Source organism: Ruegeria sp. AL11 (genome assembly GCF_056540865.1).
Genome location: NZ_JBQFXO010000002.1, coordinates 348,846 through 367,598 on the forward strand (window position 1 = coordinate 348,846; position 18,753 = coordinate 367,598).

An 18,753-nucleotide genomic window follows, 5' to 3' on the forward strand; every position below is an offset into this window, starting at 1 on the left:
AGGTCAAGATATCTGGGCGCGGGTCAGCGATTGCGTCACAAGATCGTGTGGCAGCCACATCAACGCGGCCGTCCGCGTCCACAGGATGGCGGTACGAATGGTTTTGTCCGGGTAAATCTGACTTAACGCCTGCGCATAGGCCCCCATCTGCCGCAACAGGCCTTCGGGGCACGATTCAGCCTCGTCGGACACCGTGGCATTTGTTTTAAAATCAATCACATGCACTTCGGTATCCGTTATGATCAGCCGGTCGATGACACCATGCATCCGCCTTCCGTTCAGTTCGGCTGAAACGGGGACCTCGGCCAGCGCATCCGACGCGAAGACTGGTTTCAGGTGATCCGCTGTCAGGACGTTGGTGACCTCAGACAACAACTCGGCCCTCGCCTGATCTTGCATATCGGGTAGAACCCGAGCGCACAGCATAGGCCAATCTTCCCGAGACGCGCTGGGAAGATGTTCCAGCAGCAAGTGCAATCGGGTGCCGCGCAGCTTTGCGGCCTCTTCATCCTGCCCCACATCACCCGGCAGCGCCTTTGCCCCACCAAGGTCTGAGGGGCTGAGGGTTTCCGGTTCTGAGGGCGGATCCTCGGCGGGATGCTGGAAGTACGCGGGCAGCTCCTGACTTGGCTCGGCGCGTTCGCTACGTTCAACCAGCGGCAATCCCTCCCAATCGCCATGGGCCAGTCGCCGTGTCAGCGACCCCTCTATCTGTATCGCGCCCGCGCGCTCCATCGCGGCCTCGACCATCTGATACCAGCTGGTTCCATCCTTCCCGACATCCCCAGCTGCCGCAACGATCAACCACTTTTCTGCCCGTGTTAGAGCCACATATAGCAGTCGAAAGCGCTCATTTTCCTCGCGGTTTCGTGCCTCTTCGCGGGCAGTTGAGATCAGCTTGGGCGAGACATCGGCGGGAACCTTCCACAGGGGCGTTCCATCAGCCACCATGATCTCGGCATCGCGTGGGGCCTGCCGTTTGCCGGTATCCGGCAGGATCACGATCGGCGCTTCCAATCCTTTTGAGCCATGCACGGTCATCACGCGGATCATGTTACCCACGCCGCTCATCTGGCGTTTAATCTCCAGATCGTCGGTCTGCATCCAGACCAGAAAGCCGGTCAGGCTGGGAATATCGGTTCGCTCATAAGCCAAAGCCTGCGAGAGCAGCGCGTTGATCCCATCCTCGGCCTCGGCCCCCAGCCGCCCCAACAGCTTTCGCCGCCCGTCATGGCGGGTCAGGATGCGTTCGATCAGGTCATAGGGCCTCAGAAAGTCGATCTGTCCGCGCAGATCGTTGAGGGTCGCAAGCGTTTCGGGAAACGCGTCCGAGCGATTGCGCAGCGCGGCCCACAGGAATTTCTCTTGCCGGCGATGGGCCAGATCAAACAGAGCCTGCTCGGACCAACCGAACAGAGGGGATTTCAAGACCGTCGCCAGCGACAGGTTGTCTTCGGGCGTGGCCAGAAAGCTCAGCAATGCGGCCAGATCCTTCACGGCCAGCTCGGCGCCGACTTTCAAACGGTCGGCCCCGGCAATGGGAAGATGCAGGGCTTTGCAGGCGCGGATGATCTCGGCAAACAGGTCTGAGCGGCGCTGGACCAGGATCAGGAAATCCCCCGGCTGCACCCTGCGGCGCACGAATGTGCCGGGCGTTTGACCGTCTTCGGGAATGGTAGCCCCGGTGTCGATCATGCGCTTGATCGACTGCGCCACCTGCTCGGCCAGAACAGTTGTGTGATGGCGCGACCCGGGCCGATCCACCGGATCGGTCCAATCGCCATCCTCGTCATCTTCGACCTTTTCCACCACGGGCCAGAGGTCCACGCGTCCCGGCAGGTCCGCCTTGAACGCACGGTGCTGGCTTTCCTTGTGAAACCCAGCCTCGGCCTGATTTTCAAACAGCAGATCAACCAGTGATAGGATCGCGCCGGAGGATCGGAATGAGTACTCAAGCGTCGAATCCCACAGTTTAGAGCCTGATTCTTCCAGCTTCCGCCCAAACTCCGCCTGCATCCGGTCGAAGGCCTGAGGGTCGGCGCCCTGGAAGGAATAGATCGACTGTTTCTTGTCGCCGACCACAAAGATCGTGCGCTCAACCTCGGATCGGGCCCCTTCCCCGCTGGTGAATTCTTGCGCCAGCTTTTCCACCACGTCCCATTGGTCCGGGCTGGTGTCCTGCGCCTCGTCTACCAGAATGTGGTCGATGCCGCCGTCCAACCGGTACAAAACCCATTCGGCCACCGCCGGGTCGTTCAGCACCTGCCGCGCGCGGAGGATCAGATCGTCAAAGTCCAGCCACCCTCGCAGCTGCTTACGGCGTTCATATTCCGGCAGGAAGGCTGCAGCGAAGCGATGCAAAACGGTGGTTTTTTGCGCAGCGACCAGAGCCAGCCGTTGTTCGCGCGCAACCTCAACCCGCAACATCAGCGATTCCAGCTGTGGCATGCGGTCCGCCAGAGTGCCTTCGCGCAGGGCTTTGGTCGGGAAGCCGTTGATCTTGGCGGTGAACGGCTCTTTCGCTCCTTTGCCCGTAAGCAAGACGCCTTCCAGCGTTGGCAGATGGGTCAGTTTTGCCTCGGTGAACGCTGCGAGTTTTGCGGCGGCCTTGGCGTTGTTGCCGCCGCTTTCGATCAGCGCAGGCAACATGGATTGGATCAGATCAACCTCACCGCCTAGAAACACCTGCCCCGCAAGGGTGTCGTCGTCAAAGCCCTCTGGCAGGCCAAATCGCTGCAGCAGGTCCGAGCGCTGCAAGGGCTGCGCGAACAGGTTCCGCTTTTGAGTCACTGCTGCGGTCAGCCTGTCGAACCCGGTATCAGTGATGAACCGCGCAATATCCTCGATCAAACCGGCCTGAGGGCCCTCGGCGAAATCCTCGATGATCTCTTCGCGCAGCAATGCGGCGGCGCGGTCCTCCATTTCGGCAAATTGAGGGCTGACACCGGCCTCAAGCGGGAAACGGCGCAGCAGTGAGGCGCAGAAAGAGTGGATGGTCTGGATTTTCAACCCACCCGGCGTTTCTATCGCGCGGGCAAACAGGGTGCGGGCCTGCGCAAGTCGGTCCGAGTCGATTGCGCCTTCGACGCCCAGAACCGTCAGCTGCGCCAGCAACGGCGCGTCCCCCAGCATCGCCCACTCCCCAAGCCGCTTGAACAGCCGGTTCTGCATCTCGCTGGCGGCAGCCTTGGTATAGGTCAGGCAGAGAATGTGCTGCGGCTGCACCCCGCTCAGCAGCAGCCGCGCCACGCGGTCGGTCAGCACGCGGGTCTTGCCCGACCCGGCATTCGCCGCCAACCAGGTCGAGGCATCGGGGCGCGCGGCCTGCACTTGCCGCTCGGTGGCGTCGTTCCGCGCGCTCATGTCAGGTCCTCAGGGAGGGTTTCGGCGGTGCGGTCCCATTCGCCGAACCGGGCCAGATGATCGTAGTCGCCGACATCGGTGTCCTTGAGTAGCATGCGGCGGGATGAGAAGCCCTGATCAGGCTCTAAATAAGCAGAAATCAGCTCTTTCAGCTCAGCCAGCACCTTGTCGGTGGGTTCTTTTGCCAGCGGAGCCTCGACCTCTTTGTAACTGCCGCCCATACCGATGAAGATCGCCTCGGCCACGTCGGTGGGGTCGATTCCTTCGATGGCGCCCTGCTCGGCCATGGCGGCTTCGATCAGCAGTTGTTTGTCGAACTTGGCCTGCTGGCTTTCGGTCGGAGGCGCGCCGGTTTTGTAATCCACAATCCGCAACGCGCCTCGGCTGTTGCAATCGATCCGGTCGGCACGTCCGGCGATGGTGAAATCCAGAGGCTCCAACACCAGTTTCATCGCGGCCTCAAACGCCACCGGGCCACCGTCGCCCCGGCGATTGACCTCGGCACTCAGAAAGTCGTCGGCGATCCGTTCCAGCCGCGCCAGCCACAGTTTGCGGGCGGTCGGCCAGGCGACGTGTGTTTCTAGCAGGTCATGTGCGCGTTTCAGGAAGTTTTCGCGGGTCAGCAAGGCGGTATCCAGCACGCTGTCCTTGACGAAATGTTCTAGTATTTCATGGATCACGATCCCGCGCAGCAAGTCATCGGGGGCCTGCACCATTGGATCGAGCGGTTTCAGACGCAGCACATGTTTGGCGTAAATCGCGTATGGATCGCGGATCAGGCGCTTGATCTCGGTGACCGAAAGGCGGCGCGGTCGAGCGGTGACCGGAGGTCTGGGCGAGGGCCGATGCGCTGCCTTTATCCGAGGGGCTTGCTCCAGTGTTTTGGCCCAGTTCAGATAGGTTCGACCCCGCGCGCGCATATCTGATAGCGCTGTCTGGCCGCCTTGGTCGGGCAGGCCCTGCAACAGGTTCGTCAGACGGTTAAGCCAGCGCGAAGGCACGGTTTCCGCATCGTCCGAGCGGGTGGCGCGGGTCAGCCAGACCTCGGGCGCGCCGATGGCCTGTTGGAAGTCATGCGCCGAAAGCCCAATCCGCCGTTCGGGCAGCAACAATCCCGCCTTGTCGCGCATCTGGCGATTCAGCCATGGGTCTGGCGCTGGGGCTTCGGGCCAGCTGCCCTCGTTCAAACCGCCGAGGACCAACAGATCCGCACCTTGCACGCGCGCCTCGAGGGTGCCCCAGATCATGATATGCGGGTGCGGGGCGTCGCGGTCGCGGACCTCTTCTCCGGCCAGAAGCGCGCCCAGCAGATCCGCGAAGTCATGCGCGGTCATAGGGCCGCCGTGATGCGCCTCATCCCGCAGATTGGTCAAGACAGACAGGGCCTTCAGACCTGCGTTCTTGTCCCACAAGGTGCCTTGATCGCCCGAATGTCCGGCCGAGATCGCCTTGGCCAGAGACAGCAATCGGTCAACCCATTCGGACAGGGGGAGTTCCCCGGTGATGTGCTGATCGCAGAAATGCGCGCTGACCCAGCTTACCCATCCTTCGGGCGCTTCGGTGCGGATCGCGGAAGCGGTCAGGCTGGTTTGGTCCGGGAATGGAGGGCCATGGCGGCGCAGGTCCAGTTCCAGATCGCGGGTATGCAGCAGATGGGCCCCGCGTTCTCCCCCGTCATGGCACAGAGGATGTTTCAGCAGGGTCAGCAGCGCCTCGCCCTCCAGACGGCGCGCAAAAAGGCCCGCGACATGCCGCAGAAACCGGCCGGGTGGAGACAGTTGCAGCGGCAGACCAGCGCTATCATCGGGTAGGATGTTCCAGCGATCCAATGCCGCGCTGACCTGCCGGGTCAGCATTCGGTCAGGTGTGATCAGGGCGGCGGTCTGGCCCGTTTCAGTCGCCTGCCGTAGTCGAAGAGCGATGGCGAGGGCCTCGGACCGGGGTGAGTCCGCCTCGACCAGTGTCAGGTCGCGCGTGGCCTGGTCCAACTCGGTCAGACGTGGACCTTCGGACATCCACGCGTCGGTGATGGGGGCAGGTCGCAAAGCGAGCGAAACCAACCGGTTACGCGCGGGTGAGGGCGGTTGTTCATCCGTCCAGGGCAGGATCTGGTCAGGATCTAATCCCAGCTCTCGCATCAATTGGCGGAACCGGTACTGCGGGTGATCCTCAGAGGTCAGCGCCTCGTCCAGACGGTCCCAAACGGCGCGCGGCTGGTCGAAATCATAGCCCGGCAGGATCAAGGCCCCTTGTGGCAGGCGCGCGACAGCTTGCATCAGCATCAGCGTGGTACCGCGCGATCCGGTCGAACCGGCCAAAATGACGGGATGTTGTGGCGGAGCCTCCTGCCAGCGGTCGATCAGGTTTTCGACCACACGACGTTGCCGCGCCTGTGCGTCCATCGCCTGATCGCTTGCATCGACAAAATGGTCCGCGATGCCGATAAACGCCTGTGCGCGAGCCCAATGGCCGGACATATCGTTGACATCCAATTGGCGGATCGCGTCGGGCGACACGCCCTCACCCTGCATCTCATCAATCAAGGCGGCCAGGCTGTCGGACAGGTCAAACAGCGAGGCCCTTGCAGCCAGATCAGGCTGCTGGTCGAGCAGTTTTGAGATCAGCTGGGTTAGCTCCAACCGCCTTCTCAGCGGGGGGATTGCGGGTGGAATCTGTGCCAGATCAACGCTTTCGCCCAGATCGGTAACCAGAGAAAGTCGAGGCAACAGGCAGGGCGGCCCCTGATCGAACAGGTCGCGCACCCGCCGGGCCATCCGGCGTGTGTTGACCACCAATTGCACACGGGCGAGCGCGTGCGGAGGGCCAGAGGCACGCTGCTGCAGCCCGGCAACCAGCGCTTTGGGAAAATCCGTACCCGGAGGAACGGCGAACACCCGTGGATGAGCGCTGGAGTCAAACATCCGCCAGCATCCCCTCAGCCAGAGCGATCCCTTCGGGGCGTCCGACATCGCACCAACGACCGGGATACTCCAGCGCAAACAGGCGGTTGCGGTCGTGCATCTGGTTCCACAACAGGTTTAGCGAAAACGCCTGTTCAGCGACGTGCTGCAGCCCGTCGGTTTTCAGAATCTGAACGCCGCCATACACCAGACCCGGCCCGCGCGTGATCCGGCCGTCGGCATCAGCGGTAAAATCCCCTTCGCCCGCATGCCCGATGGTTTGACCAATCGGGACGCACATCAAAAGCGCATCCATCCGGTCCGGGTCCCATGCCTCTTGCAGCAGGCTCAGTGGGTTGGGACCGGTCCAGATCGCATCGGTGTTCATAGTGAAAACCGGACCTGTACCAAGCAGAGGCAAAGCCGCCCGCAAACCGCCGCCAGTTTCCAGAATCTCAGGCGTTTCATGGGAAAGTAGGATGCCTTTGGGCGCTAGGTGAGCCCGCAACTGATCGGCGTGATAGTGGAGGTTTGCAACCACACGGGACGGATGAACGGCATCCACCAGCGCAAGCGCGTGGTCGATCAGCGGGCGCCCGGCGACCTCGATCAGAGGTTTAGGCCGGTCCTTGGTCAGCGCACCCATCCGGGTGCCGAACCCGGCGGCAAACAGCATCACGGCATCGGGGGATTGACTCATGATGCTTTCAGCCTTGCAAGGTTTTCCGCAGTTGGCTCGGGAAGGGCGTCGCGCAGGATGTTGGCAACCGGGATCAGCGCGGGATGCTCCAGATCGCGCATCAGATGCGCCCATGTGGCAGGGATCAGATCGACGTAATGTGGCTTGCCATAATCCGTGGCCAACCGGGCAAAAACACCAAGAATACGCAGGTTTCGTTGCGCGCCGAGAACGCTGTAGGCGGTGCGGAAGTCATGGTCATCCATGCCAGAGGCCGCGATATAGCGATTGACCATCTGCATTTCGATTCCGGTCGGCACGGTCCGCCGCACATCCTGCAAGAGCGAGACCAGATCATAGGCCGGGTGCCCCAGCATCGCCAGTTGGAAATCCAGAAGCCCGACGCGCTGCACACCGTCACGCTCTGGCAGCCAGATCAGGTTTTCGGCGTGGTAGTCCCGCTGAACGACGACTTTGGTGCCCGAAGTCTCCTGCAGCAGGATATCGGCAAAGCGTAGCTCGAACCTCTCTCTCGCGTCTGCATCGTGGTCGCCCAGAATGGCCTGCGCGTATTTGGTAAAGGCCAGAGCGGCCAGCTCAGTCATCAACGTGGGATCGTATGAGGGCAAGGGCAGGATCGGGGCCTCATGCAGGTGCAGAAGAACATCCGTCGCTGCCTCATATAAGAGGCGTTCCTGGCTCGGGTCCTTGGTCAGAACGCGTGAAAACAGATCATCGCCCAGATCCTCCAGCACCAGAAACCCGTTCTGATTGTCCTCGGCGTAAATCTCGGGCGCGCTGAGGCCCACCGCGCGCAGATGGTTCGCGATCCGGACGAAGGGTTCGACATCCTCTCCGCGATCCGGCGGGGCGTCCATCAGAACCGCCGTGCGACCGGTCGCCGGATCTGTCAGACGCTCATACCTGCGGTTCGAGGCATCCCCGGCCAGAGGCGCGCGCGTAGCATTGGCCCATGGCGTCTGTGCAATCAGGGCCTCGGCCAGCACAGTACGATCAGTCATAGAGCATTCTCCAGTTTTCCAAGCCATTTCGGATCAGACCAAGACAGGGTCAGGTGGCGTGTCTCGGTTTCAACCGGGTCGGTTTGGAAGGCAAGCGTCAATGCGGTGTCGGGGGTCAGCGGCCCAAGTTTGTCGGGCCATTCCACAAGGCATAGCGCCGTGTCGAAGGCTTCGGTCAGGCCTAGCTCGTCAACTTCATCCACGGAGGTCAGCCGGTAGAGGTCACAATGCCAAATCTCGCCGATCTGCGTGTCATAGGCCTGCACCAGTGTGAAGGTGGGCGAGGGCACATCCTCGGGCGGGTTCATCAGTGATTGGATGAGACTACGGGCAAAGTGGGTCTTGCCGCTGCCGATCTCACCTTGCAACAGCAACACATCCGCAGGTCTCAGGGTCGCGCCAAGACGCGCCGCAAAATCTGCGGTGTCCTGAGGGCTTTGCAGGGTGAGGGTAGCAGGTGCCGAAGTCATGGCGCCACAATGGACCTGCGCCCCAGCGGCTGCAACCCGGTTCAGGCGCTGATCTGGGCCATGGGTTCGGCGGTCAGAGAATTGCTTGCCGTCGCAAAGCGCACGATCGTGGCACCGTTCTGCATGGGCATGACGGTACAGTCCAGCGCGGTGCCGTCGCGCATCCGGATCTCGGCGCTCCATTCGGTGCGGTCATCGCGCATATCCACGAAATCGCGGATCTCACCCAGGACCGGAGTGGCGACGCAATGATCCTGCCAGATGCGCGTGACGTCGGTCACCGTCTCATTTTGAAATCCGGCCTCTTCCTGGGTTCCCCAAAGCCGCTGGTAGGCGTAGTTGGTCAGGGCCAATGTGCCGTCCTCGGAGAAGACCGCGATTGCGTCGGCCAGCTTGTCGAGGATCGATTGCATTAGGTCCATCTCGGACCGAAAGCGCCGGGTCAGGGTGATCTCGGCGGTGATGTCTTCGAACAGAAATGCAACAGCCCCGTCAGGATGCGGGCGGCCGCTGACGGAATAGACCGAGCCCGAGGGCAGGGACCATGTCTCCTGATAGTTCCCGTCCTCGGCCGCCTCGAGCAAATCGTTCATCTGGTTGCGCCATGACCGATAGTTTTTGGGCTCGGGCATCATGTGCTGATCCCGCAGCCGGTCAAAAAAGCTGGAGATATTGGGACGGCAGCTGAGGAAATCCGGCGGCAGGGTGGTCAGGTCGATCAGCGCCGGGTTGAATAGGGCCAGTTGACGGTTGCGGTCGAAAATAGCCAAGCCGATCGACAGCTGCGCAAAGGTCTTGGTCATCGTCTGCACGAATTTTCGCTGGGCGGTTTCAGCCTGCACAATCGCATTGATATCGACCGCATAGAACAGGCGGCCTTCCGCATGGTCCACCTGGGTCAAATCAAACCACAATTTGCTTTCACTTCCTGTCACGTCGATCGAGACGCGGGATTTCCCGCCGCGCCGCGGCTCGGCCCCGGTGTCCGGGAACAGGGGCAGGGTCAGGTCGGCATCCAGCCCGCGCGCCTTGCGGACAAGGGCGACATAGGCCGCGTTGCACCAGCGCACGCTTGCGTTCTGATCCAGCAGCCAGACCGGATAGGGTGCCTGATCCATCGCCAGTCGGATCGGATCATTCGGATCCCGAAGCTTGGTTTTCTTTTCTCTCGTCGGTTCGTGCAGTTGAATCCGAACGATCCCGTCGATCCATTCGCACAAAACCTCACGCTCAACCGTGCAGTCGATGGCTGAGACAACCAGATTGCCCTGATCGCGCACGAGATCGGGTGTTTCCGGGAAGGTGGGGAAATCACGCTGCAACAAGCGTCGAAGATCGTTCCAATCCGCGACATGTTCAAAACCGGCGAGCGCTATGTCAGAGTGGCTGATCAGGCGGTCGCCATCGAACAAAAAAACGGCGTCGAACAAGGAACTTGCCGTGAACATGCCATAGCTGTTGTCTCGCCGGGCACGACGCGGCAGCAGCCACATGACCGCAAAACAGCACGAGACTAGGCTGATCGCGGCCAGAATGATCCAGTCTGCCATCTTCTCCTCTTACGGCTACGGAACCCCGACGCAACCTAAGGCGAGAATGGTTAACGGTGTCTTAACTCAGACCTGGATAGGCTGGTTGCGCCCGGATGGTACCGGAGTATCGCCCTGTTGCGCGTCGATGCGTTTGCGCGGCCATTCGACCTTGACGATAGCACCCCGGCGGTCAGGCTTGTCCGAGAGGTGCTGATACGGGTCCGAGCCGTTGGCAAATTCCAAATCCGCCCCGCTGCGCTCCAATAGGGTTTTTGCGATGAACAGGCCAAGCCCCATACCTTCGTACTCAGGGCGCGCGCGCTGGTCGGTTTCGGCCCGTCTTCGCCGCATCAAGGGATCACCAATCCGCCCGATCAGATGCGAGGGGTAGCCGCGCCCGTCATCCATGATACAGACGGTGATCTTGTCCGAGGTCCACTCCGCCTCCACCCAGACATTCGCGCGGGAGAAATCCACTGCATTCTGGATCAGGTTGCGCAAACCGTGAATGATCTCGGGTTTGCGCAGGATCGAAGGTTGTTGCACATCGCCATCCAGCACCGGACCTTCGGCGAAATGTACGGTCTTCCCCCGGTCGATATGCGGCTCGGCCGCTTCATGCACCACCGTGGACAAGGGCGCTTGACGAAGGTGCAGATCGTCTTTGCCGGCACGTCCCATATCGCGCAGGATGTCCCGGCATCTGTCCGCCTGCTCACGGATCAGGGCAGCGTCTTCTTTCAGCTCGGGGCGGTCGTCGAGCTCCTCGATCAATTCGGAACTGGCCAGTTTGATCGTCGCCAGAGGGGTCCCCAGCTCATGCGCGGCGGCGGCGACAACTCCTCCCAGATCGGTCAGCTTCTGTTCGCGCGCCAGCGCCATATGCGTGGCCGCCAGCGCCTCGGACATCGAGCGCGCCTCGGAGCTGACCCGGTGCGAGTAGGCCCCGATAAAGACAATGGCGATGATGATCGCGGCCCAGTTGCCGAACAGAAGAATGTCGGGGATTTGCAGGACCAGGCCAATCTCGGTCCGCAGGGGCAGGTGAAACTCAGCCAGAAGGGTGGCCAGCGCAATTGCCACGGCCCCCACGATCAGCGTTGAGCGGGTACTCATGACATTTGCCGAGATCGTGACCGGACCCAGCAACAGCAGGGCAAAGGGATTGTTCAATCCGCCGGTCAGATACAGCAGGATCGCCAGTTGAAACAGGTCGAATAGCACCATCAAGAAGTTCTGGAACTCAGTCAGGCGTTTGTTTTGTGGGAACAGGAAGCTGGCAGTCAGGTTGCCGATCACCGAAACGCCGATCGCCAAGTAACACAGGGTGACCTCAAGCTGCACATGATAGCTGTGCTGAGCCACCGTAATAGCCGTGATCTGGCCAAAGATGGCCACCCAGCGCAGTAGGATAAGGGTGCGCAGCCTGATCCAGCTGCTTCGTTCCTGACCGCCCCATAAACTCTGGTTGGATTCTGCCATTGGTCACTTATGTCCTGTTGCATCGGCTGATCATCTTGATAGGTGTCCCGGCTGATACGATCAACAACCCCTTGCACACGGAAAACGATCATGACCCGCCTGTTTGCTATTCTCGCAGCTGTCGTTCTTGCTATCGGCCTTGGCGCCATGTGGCTTTTGACAATGGGGTCAGGGTCAGATGACAAATACGCCCAATGCCGGTCCAGCCAGATCGCGGGCGGAACGGCGGCGATTGGCGGTCCGTTCGAACTGGTCAATGGTAAAGGCGAGACGGTCACTGACAAGGATGTGATCACCGAGCCGACGCTCGTCTATTTCGGATATACGTTCTGCCCCGATGTCTGCCCCTTTGACATGTCCCGCAACGCCGAGGCCGTGGACATTCTGGCCGAGCGCGGGCAATCCGTGACGCCTCTGTTCATCTCGATCGACCCCGATCGCGACACGCCTGAAGTGGTCGGAGACTACGCCTTCAACCTGCATGAACGTCTAATCGCCCTGACCGGTTCACCCGAGCAGGTCAAGGCCGCCAGCCAAGCCTACAAGACCTACTACAAGGCCCATGACAAAAGCGACGAATACTATCTGGTCGACCATTCCACCTTCACCTATCTGGTCACACCCGAAGATGGGTTTCTTGAGTTCTTCAAACGTGAAGACACAGCGCAGCAAATGGCTGACAAGGTCGGTTGCTTTTTGGACCAAGCCGGCTCCTGACAAGCCGGTTTGACCTTTGGCCCCGCGCTGCTATTACTTCTAGGTAAAGCCAAAGGCATGAAATAGCGGAAAGACTCAACGATGGCAGACAGTTCCCAGCTTGATATCGGCCCCGATAAATCTCTGCTTTTGGTGGATGATGACGAGCCGTTCCTGAGACGCCTTGCCAAAGCCATGGAAAAACGCGGTTTCGAGGTTGAAACCGCAGGCTCCGTCGCTGCTGGCCGCGCCATTTCTACCGCGCGTCCGCCGGCTTATGCGGTTGTCGACCTGCGGCTAGAGGATGGCAACGGTTTGGATGTCGTCGAAGTGCTGCGTGAAAAGCGCCCCGACAGCCGGGTCGTGGTGCTGACCGGCTACGGGGCCATCGCCACAGCCGTCGCCGCCGTCAAGATCGGCGCGACCGACTACCTGTCCAAACCCGCCGACGCCACAGACATCACCAACGCGCTGCTGGCCAAGGGCGACGAACTGCCCCCGCCACCTGAAAACCCGATGAGCGCCGACCGCGTGCGGTGGGAACATATCCAGCGGGTCTATGAACTGTGCGACCGGAACGTCTCGGAAACCGCACGGCGCCTGAACATGCACCGTCGGACGTTGCAGCGTATCTTGGCGAAACGTAGCCCGCGGTAAAAAGCAGAGCTTTCACTCGTCTGTTGAGAGGGTAGTTTTTCAGGCTACTCGCCAGACTTAGGGTAAATGAACCCGTTCACCGGGTACAAACTGCCATATTGCCCCGGCACGCTCTCGACCCGAACCAGTGTCCAGTCATTGTTCTTGGAGACATCTTTCACGCCCATTTTCAACGACACTTTGTTGCGGTGCCAATTGGCGTGGTTCACGATGACGACCCGGTCGCTAACAACATCGGACACGACAGCCACATGGCCCAGAGGCATCCCGCGCGTTGCCCGAAACGACATGACCGAACCGACAGCCGGTTCGTTGCCTCGTTCAAACGCACTGCGCGCTTTGCCCCACCAGTCCTTGGCATTGCCGCGAATTTCGATACCGCTGAGGCTACGTGCGTAGGGCACGCACCAAACCCGTTGCCCTCGAGCCTGCTTTTGCGAGACCTCTTGCAGCGCCATTGACTGACGTTCCGGATCAAGTTGCACATCGGTTGGGCCATGGGCGCAGGCAGAGACTAGACTCAAAAGCCCCACCGCAATTGCGGTTCGCGCGCCGCCGGATAGGCGCGGCCAAGTGGTGTCCGTTTTGCGTTTGCCCGTATTCAAGAATCTTCACTGCCCATTTTGAAGACACGCAAGTTTTAGGGTGACCTGATGTGTTGTGAAAAGAGGCTTGTCAGCGTGCGGCAAGATTTCGCCGGTTCTCTGCTACAACGTTAAGACAAAATGGTGAGATTTTAGGCGAATCTGCAACCGAAGTTTTGATCACTGGACGTTGCCTGAACGTGCACCGCCGAACACTGCGGCTGGTTTTGGTGAAGCGCAACTCGCGCTAGTGTTTGCAACTTGGACTTGCTGTTAGTCTGCGAGCTTACTTGATTACGACATATGGGTTACTCCATTGCCTTTTCTTTTAAGTAGCAGACAAACAACCCCAACAGACCTATGAAGAACCCCCAATTGCCAACCGTCTCAAATGCATGAGACAGCGGATGCGGCGGAAAGCAGTCCTTGCCGCAGCGCAAAGCGATTCCGGTCCAGACTAGCCAAGTACTCGAGTAAACTACGAAGCCAAAGAAAAAGGCAGCCAAGAGCGGCAGCAGGGGTCTGTTCTTGCATCGCGCAGAGTAAGCTTTGGTTCCGATCCAAATAGTCAAGAACAGATACGGCCACACCCAAATGGTGATCGCTGTAACTGCCATCGACCATCGCTCTGCGTTTGAGTCCACATAGCACTTGGTGCAGCCATCAAACAGAACAGCTGAAATGATAAAGCAACAGAAATTCAACGCTATGAAGGACCCGTAGACTAAGAGGCGTCGAACTAAAGCCAGCATTCTCCAACTTTCTACTTAGCCCTCAATCAGCAAAACAAATTGAGTAATTCGCAATGCCGCTCAGTATAGGCCTTTCGCACGTCCACGGGCGGCCTCAGCCTGATCTCCAACCCCTCCATCACCGCTCGATCCGGGCGGCCAAAGAACTTCGTCGCCTCAGCCTCGGAAAAACCTGCGATCTGGGTGGCTTCCATCCAGGCGCTGATCTTGTCGGCTTTCTTGATCTGCCGTTTTACCGATTTCGGCACCTCGGCAGGAAGTCCAAAGCGAATATGGATCGCTGCCGCCAGACGGTCATCCAGTGCGCCGTAGTCCGGGCCTACGGCGGATTTGACGGGTGAGATCATGTCTCCGATCACGTATTCCGGCGCGTCGTGCAGCAAAGCCGCCAGCCGCCATTTCACGGGCGCTTTGGGTGCAATACGGCCAAAAAGCTCTTCGACCAAAAGGGAATGCTCGGCCACGGAATAGGCAAAGTCCCCCGCCGTTTGCCCGTTCCAACGCGCCACAAAGGCCAGGCCATGGGCGATATCCTCGATCTCGATATCGACCGGGGTCGGGTCCAGCAGGTCCAGCCTGCGGCCCGACAGCATCCTCTGCCATGCGCGGGGTTGTGTTGGCACTTTGCGGTTGCTCGAAATTTGGTTCTAGGATTCGGACACTTTAATTCTGTTTCATCTAGCTTCAAGTCTGAACCCAGTCTAAAACTAACCTGTTGATTGATCTATCGAAATGATTTCGGAAACCCTTGAAAGAAAGTTAACGCAATGTCTAGACGTGATGATCATATTTCTTTGCTTTCTACGACAGCAAATACGATTGCACTAGCTATTGTCGGTATAGGTCTGATCACCCCGCTGTTTGCGGAGGTCAATCCAAACGACTTCGTCGATACCTGGGGCAAGTTTGATTGGGAGTCATCTAAAAAGGTTGCATCTTTAACGGGTTCTTTACCGGTCTCGGTGTATCTATCGTTTGTGAACTGGTATGCGATTGCATTTGGTCTTGGGCTACACGGTGTAGCTCACTTGCTGATCAGGTTAAAAAAGGACGAATGAAGAATGACCTACTTTAGTTTGGTTAGCTTGACCTTTTTTCTTTTGTTTCTTTTGGCTTATCTGGCTATTCGTGTTTCCGAAACCAAGAATTCCAAAAGCTGATTGTGACATCAGTTGATATGATTGAGTGTGCCCAACTGATTTTTGCGGCGTAGCATCCCGTTTTCGGTCATCCACATTGCCACCTGCCCCAAGGGATGCTAGGGGCAGCCGGAACTGTGATTGACCGCAAAAATGGAGCGCCTGATGGCCGGGGACTATATCGTCAAAGACATTTCGCTGGCCGGGTTTGGCCGCAAAGAACTGGATATCGCCGAAACTGAAATGCCGGGCCTGATGGCGCTGCGTTCGGAATATGGTGAAAGCAAACCTCTGAGCGGTGCGCGGATCGTTGGGTCGCTGCACATGACCATCCAGACTGCCGTTCTGATCGAGACGCTGGTTGCTCTGGGCGCGGATGTGCGCTGGGCGTCGTGCAACATCTTCTCGACCCAGGACCACGCGGCAGCGGCGATTGCCGAGGCGGGTGTCCCTGTCTTTGCCATCAAGGGCCAGACGCTGGAAGAGCATTGGGACTACTTGGACAAATCCTTCCTGTTCGACGAAGGCCCGAACATGATCTTGGACGATGGCGGCGACGCGACGCTGTATATCCTGCTGGGCGCTCGTGCTGAAGCGGGTGAAGACATTATCCCCGTTCCGGGTTCGGAAGAGGAAGAGGTGATCAAGAAGCAGATCGCCAAGCGCATGGCAGCTTCGCCCGGTTGGTTCACCAAGATGCGGGATCAGATCCAAGGCGTGTCCGAGGAAACTACCACCGGCGTGAACCGCCTGTATCAGCTGGTGAAAGACGGCCACCTGCCGTTCCCGGCGATCAACGTGAACGACTCGGTCACCAAGTCGAAATTCGACAACAAATACGGCTGCAAGGAATCGCTGGTTGACGGTATCCGCCGCGCCACTGACACCATGCTTGCCGGTAAAGTTGCCGTGGTCTGCGGTTACGGCGACGTGGGCAAAGGCTCGGCCGCTTCGCTGTCCGGCGCTGGCGCGCGTGTGAAAGTGACCGAAGTTGACCCGATCTGCGCGCTTCAGGCTGCGATGGACGGGTTCGAAGTCACCCTACTGGAAGACGAAGTTGCCAGCGCGGATATCTTCATCACCACCACCGGCAACAAGGACGTGATCCGCATCGAGCATATGCGCGAGATGAAGGATATGGCGATTGTCGGCAACATCGGTCACTTCGACAACGAAATTCAGGTGGCCAGCCTGAAGAACCACAAATGGACGAACATCAAGGAACAGGTGGACATGATCGAGATGCCCTCGGGCAACCGCATCATTCTGCTGTCCGAAGGCCGTCTGCTGAATCTCGGCAACGCCACCGGTCACCCGTCCTTCGTGATGTCGGCCTCGTTCACCAACCAGGTTTTGGCGCAGATCGAGCTGTTCACCAAAGGTGACCAGTACGAAAACAAGGTCTACATCCTGCCCAAGCATCTGGATGAGAAAGTGGCCCGCCTACATCTGGATCGTATCGGCGTGAAGCTGACCAAGATGGACAACGAACAAGCGGCTTATATCGGCGTTGCGCCGGAAGGCCCCTACAAGCCCGAGCACTACCGCTACTGATCGCGGATCGGGTATGACCAAACGTTCAGGACGCCGCCGGATCTTGTATCTGGCGGCGTCTTTCTTTTCGATCATTGTATTTCTATTTCTTGTTGGGTCGGCCGGGTATGTGTTGCTGTCGCATCCCAAATCACCGCTGCCCGACCACTGGAATCCTTTGCGGGATCTGACACTGACCGCGCCTGTTACGCCCGTTACCAAATATCAGATGAACCGGGCGCTGGCGGATGAGGCGCAGTGCCGGGCCACACTGTCTGAGGCCGGTGTTGCGTTCTCAGAGATGGAGGATCTGGTCGTCGACCAGAACTGTGGCATCTCCGGACGGGGTGAGCTGTCCCGCTTGGTCAGTGCCCGGATGAACGCGGTCGAGACCCGCTGTACAACGGCCCTGCGTCTGGCGATGTGGGATCATCACGTGGTTCAGCCCGCCGCGCAGGACTTGTTGGGTACTCAAGTACGCACATTGCGCCATCTGGGCAGCTACAATTGCCGCCGGATGCGGACCGCGCAGGGCGAAAACAGTGGTTGGAGCAGCCATGCGACAGCAGATTCGATTGATATCATCAGCGTGGAACTGGCGGATGGGCGCACGCTCAGCCTATTGCAGGATTGGTCCGCGCCGGGACCCGAAGCCGCGTTTCTACATCGGATCGGGAAGGGGGCGTGTGACTGGTTCCGCGTGGTTTTAGGCCCCAATTTCAACCGCCTGCACGCGGATCATTTTCACCTACAAGGCCCCGGTTGGGGCTATTGTCGATAGGTATCCCGGCCCCGCTGAACAGGGCCGGGCCAGGATCAGCGTCCGCTGACCGCGTCGGAAAGCGATTTGAACCGGACGATCTTGTAGATCCCCTTGGAGGCATCCTCGCCATTGTTCAAAACGGGTGAGCGGTGCAACTCGTTAATCGTGGCATAGACATACCCATCCGCACCGATCGAGAACCCGTCCGGCCACGGCAATTCGTCATCTGACTGGAACAGAACCTCATAGCTGCCATCCGGCTTGGTGACGCCCAGTGCATTATCCGTCATCGCGGTGATATAGACATTGCCACCGGTATCCACGGTCGAACCATCCGAGATCGGCTTGTCGCCATAGCGCTCGACCTGCGCCTCAAGATCGGCATCCGATAGGCTTTCATCCAGCAATGCCGCCGTGGGGATACGGTACATCGCGCTTGCCGTCATCGGGGCGAAATAGACCCAGGTATTGGTCGGATCGACAGTGATTGGGTTGATGCCGATTTTGGCCGGATTGCCGCCCAGCGTGATCTCACGCCCGTCAATCACCATCGGGGTATCCTCGGGGATCGTGTATCGGGACCCTTCCAGAACGCGCCGCGCGCGGCCCGTCTCAAGATCAACCACGATGATGGCCGAGTTCTGACCGTCACCCGTATCCGAGATGTAAATCGCCCCATGATCGCGGTCGACTGCAAGGTCGTTCAGGAACGAGGTCGGCCGCGCGACCGGGGCACCGATATAGTGGATCGCGTGCAGCGTCTCGGTTTTGGTGTCCCAACCGACAATGCGCCCGGTCTGGTTTTCACCCTGACCGTCCAGCATCCACAGAATACCATCGCGATCTGCACGCAGGCCCAAAACGCCGTTCAACCCATCGGCATCATCTTGTGGGGCGCGGGCCCAGTCCTCGGTCGGGTAGGGCTTGGTTGATCCGTCGGGCATCACTTCGACCACGCGTAACTCGGGCCCGTAGAATTCATGCACCGACATGAACATGCGCCCATCCGGTCCAATCGCCAGATTGCCCGGAGGCATGGCCTTCTCGAACTCAAGATACGTTTCCAATTCGGCTGCCGCCGCGGGCAAAGCCAGCGCCAAGGCGCATGTAGCTGCATAGAGCGATTTCATCGGGTCCTCCTCTGATGTGCCCGATCAGATACCATTTGAAATTTTCTCGGA

General features: G+C 59.4%; 15 protein-coding genes. 5 read left to right on the top strand and 10 right to left on the bottom strand.

Annotated elements, in window-relative coordinates; all coding sequences use genetic code 11:
* Positions 1-3: 3 nt before the first annotated feature.
* From addA to regB, 7 genes are all read right to left on the bottom strand, one after another.
* Positions 4-3,363 carry a double-strand break repair helicase AddA gene (addA, locus tag ACR0IP_RS05450; protein ID WP_480524257.1) on the bottom strand — a complete coding sequence of 1,120 codons (3,360 nt, stop codon included), beginning with the start codon at positions 3,361-3,363 and terminating at the stop codon, positions 4-6.
* Positions 3,360-6,284 (bottom strand): double-strand break repair protein AddB, encoded by a 2,925-nt coding sequence (gene addB / locus ACR0IP_RS05455; protein WP_480524259.1) that lies wholly within the window; start codon positions 6,282-6,284, stop codon positions 3,360-3,362. The genes addA and addB overlap by 4 nt, the downstream gene beginning before the upstream one ends.
* Positions 6,277-6,963 (bottom strand): nucleotidyltransferase family protein, encoded by a 687-nt coding sequence (locus ACR0IP_RS05460; protein WP_480524261.1) that lies wholly within the window; start codon positions 6,961-6,963, stop codon positions 6,277-6,279. The genes addB and ACR0IP_RS05460 overlap by 8 nt, the downstream gene beginning before the upstream one ends.
* The gene (locus ACR0IP_RS05465) at positions 6,960-7,964 is read right to left on the bottom strand and encodes an aminoglycoside phosphotransferase family protein (RefSeq protein WP_480524262.1); all 1,005 of its coding nucleotides are present in this window, start codon (positions 7,962-7,964) and stop codon (positions 6,960-6,962) included. The genes ACR0IP_RS05460 and ACR0IP_RS05465 overlap by 4 nt, the downstream gene beginning before the upstream one ends.
* Positions 7,961-8,434, bottom strand: coding sequence for a tRNA (adenosine(37)-N6)-threonylcarbamoyltransferase complex ATPase subunit type 1 TsaE (tsaE, locus tag ACR0IP_RS05470; RefSeq protein ID WP_480524264.1), 474 nt, complete (start codon positions 8,432-8,434; stop codon positions 7,961-7,963). The genes ACR0IP_RS05465 and tsaE overlap by 4 nt, the downstream gene beginning before the upstream one ends.
* A gap of 41 nt (positions 8,435-8,475) precedes the next feature.
* Positions 8,476-9,984, bottom strand: a complete 1,509-nt coding sequence (locus ACR0IP_RS05475; protein ID WP_170689587.1) for a PAS-domain containing protein — start codon at positions 9,982-9,984, stop codon at positions 8,476-8,478.
* Positions 9,985-10,050: 66 nt separating this feature from the next.
* Positions 10,051-11,448 (bottom strand): sensor histidine kinase RegB, encoded by a 1,398-nt coding sequence (gene regB, locus ACR0IP_RS05480; RefSeq protein WP_170470634.1) that lies wholly within the window; start codon positions 11,446-11,448, stop codon positions 10,051-10,053.
* Positions 11,449-11,538: 90 nt separating this feature from the next.
* Here regB and ACR0IP_RS05485 point away from each other — a divergent pair, with 90 nt between their 5' ends.
* Positions 11,539-12,165: an SCO family protein gene (locus ACR0IP_RS05485; protein WP_170689589.1), complete on the top strand. Its 627-nt coding sequence runs from the start codon at positions 11,539-11,541 to the stop codon at positions 12,163-12,165.
* 81 nt (positions 12,166-12,246) lie between these two features.
* Positions 12,247-12,801, top strand: coding sequence for an ActR/PrrA/RegA family redox response regulator transcription factor (locus ACR0IP_RS05490; RefSeq protein WP_050604676.1), 555 nt, complete (start codon positions 12,247-12,249; stop codon positions 12,799-12,801).
* A 44-nt stretch (positions 12,802-12,845) separates the two neighbouring features.
* On the opposite strand, the gene ACR0IP_RS05495 is transcribed toward ACR0IP_RS05490, so the two are convergent.
* Together ACR0IP_RS05495 and ACR0IP_RS05500 are read right to left on the bottom strand one after the other, a co-directional pair.
* Positions 12,846-13,334: a CHAP domain-containing protein gene (locus tag ACR0IP_RS05495; RefSeq protein ID WP_480524325.1), complete on the bottom strand. Its 489-nt coding sequence runs from the start codon at positions 13,332-13,334 to the stop codon at positions 12,846-12,848.
* Positions 13,335-14,163: 829 nt separating this feature from the next.
* On the bottom strand, positions 14,164-14,760 hold the full coding sequence (locus ACR0IP_RS05500) for an HD domain-containing protein (RefSeq protein ID WP_480524267.1): 597 nt from the start codon (positions 14,758-14,760) through the stop codon (positions 14,164-14,166).
* Positions 14,761-14,904: 144 nt separating this feature from the next.
* On the opposite strand from ACR0IP_RS05500, the gene ACR0IP_RS05505 reads away from it, so the two are divergent.
* The 3 genes from ACR0IP_RS05505 (at position 14,905) to ACR0IP_RS05515 (ending at position 17,590) form a co-directional block, all read left to right on the top strand.
* On the top strand, positions 14,905-15,195 hold the full coding sequence (locus tag ACR0IP_RS05505; protein ID WP_480524269.1) for a hypothetical protein: 291 nt from the start codon (positions 14,905-14,907) through the stop codon (positions 15,193-15,195).
* 246 nt (positions 15,196-15,441) lie between these two features.
* On the top strand, positions 15,442-16,830 hold the full coding sequence (ahcY, locus tag ACR0IP_RS05510; RefSeq protein ID WP_480524327.1) for an adenosylhomocysteinase: 1,389 nt from the start codon (positions 15,442-15,444) through the stop codon (positions 16,828-16,830).
* Positions 16,831-16,843: 13 nt separating this feature from the next.
* Positions 16,844-17,590, top strand: coding sequence for an extensin-like domain-containing protein (locus tag ACR0IP_RS05515; RefSeq protein WP_480524271.1), 747 nt, complete (start codon positions 16,844-16,846; stop codon positions 17,588-17,590).
* Between the two features lie 35 nt (positions 17,591-17,625).
* On the opposite strand, the gene ACR0IP_RS05520 is transcribed toward ACR0IP_RS05515, so the two are convergent.
* Positions 17,626-18,702, bottom strand: a complete 1,077-nt coding sequence (locus tag ACR0IP_RS05520; protein ID WP_170689594.1) for an L-dopachrome tautomerase-related protein — start codon at positions 18,700-18,702, stop codon at positions 17,626-17,628.
* Between the last annotated feature and the right edge of the window lie 51 nt (positions 18,703-18,753).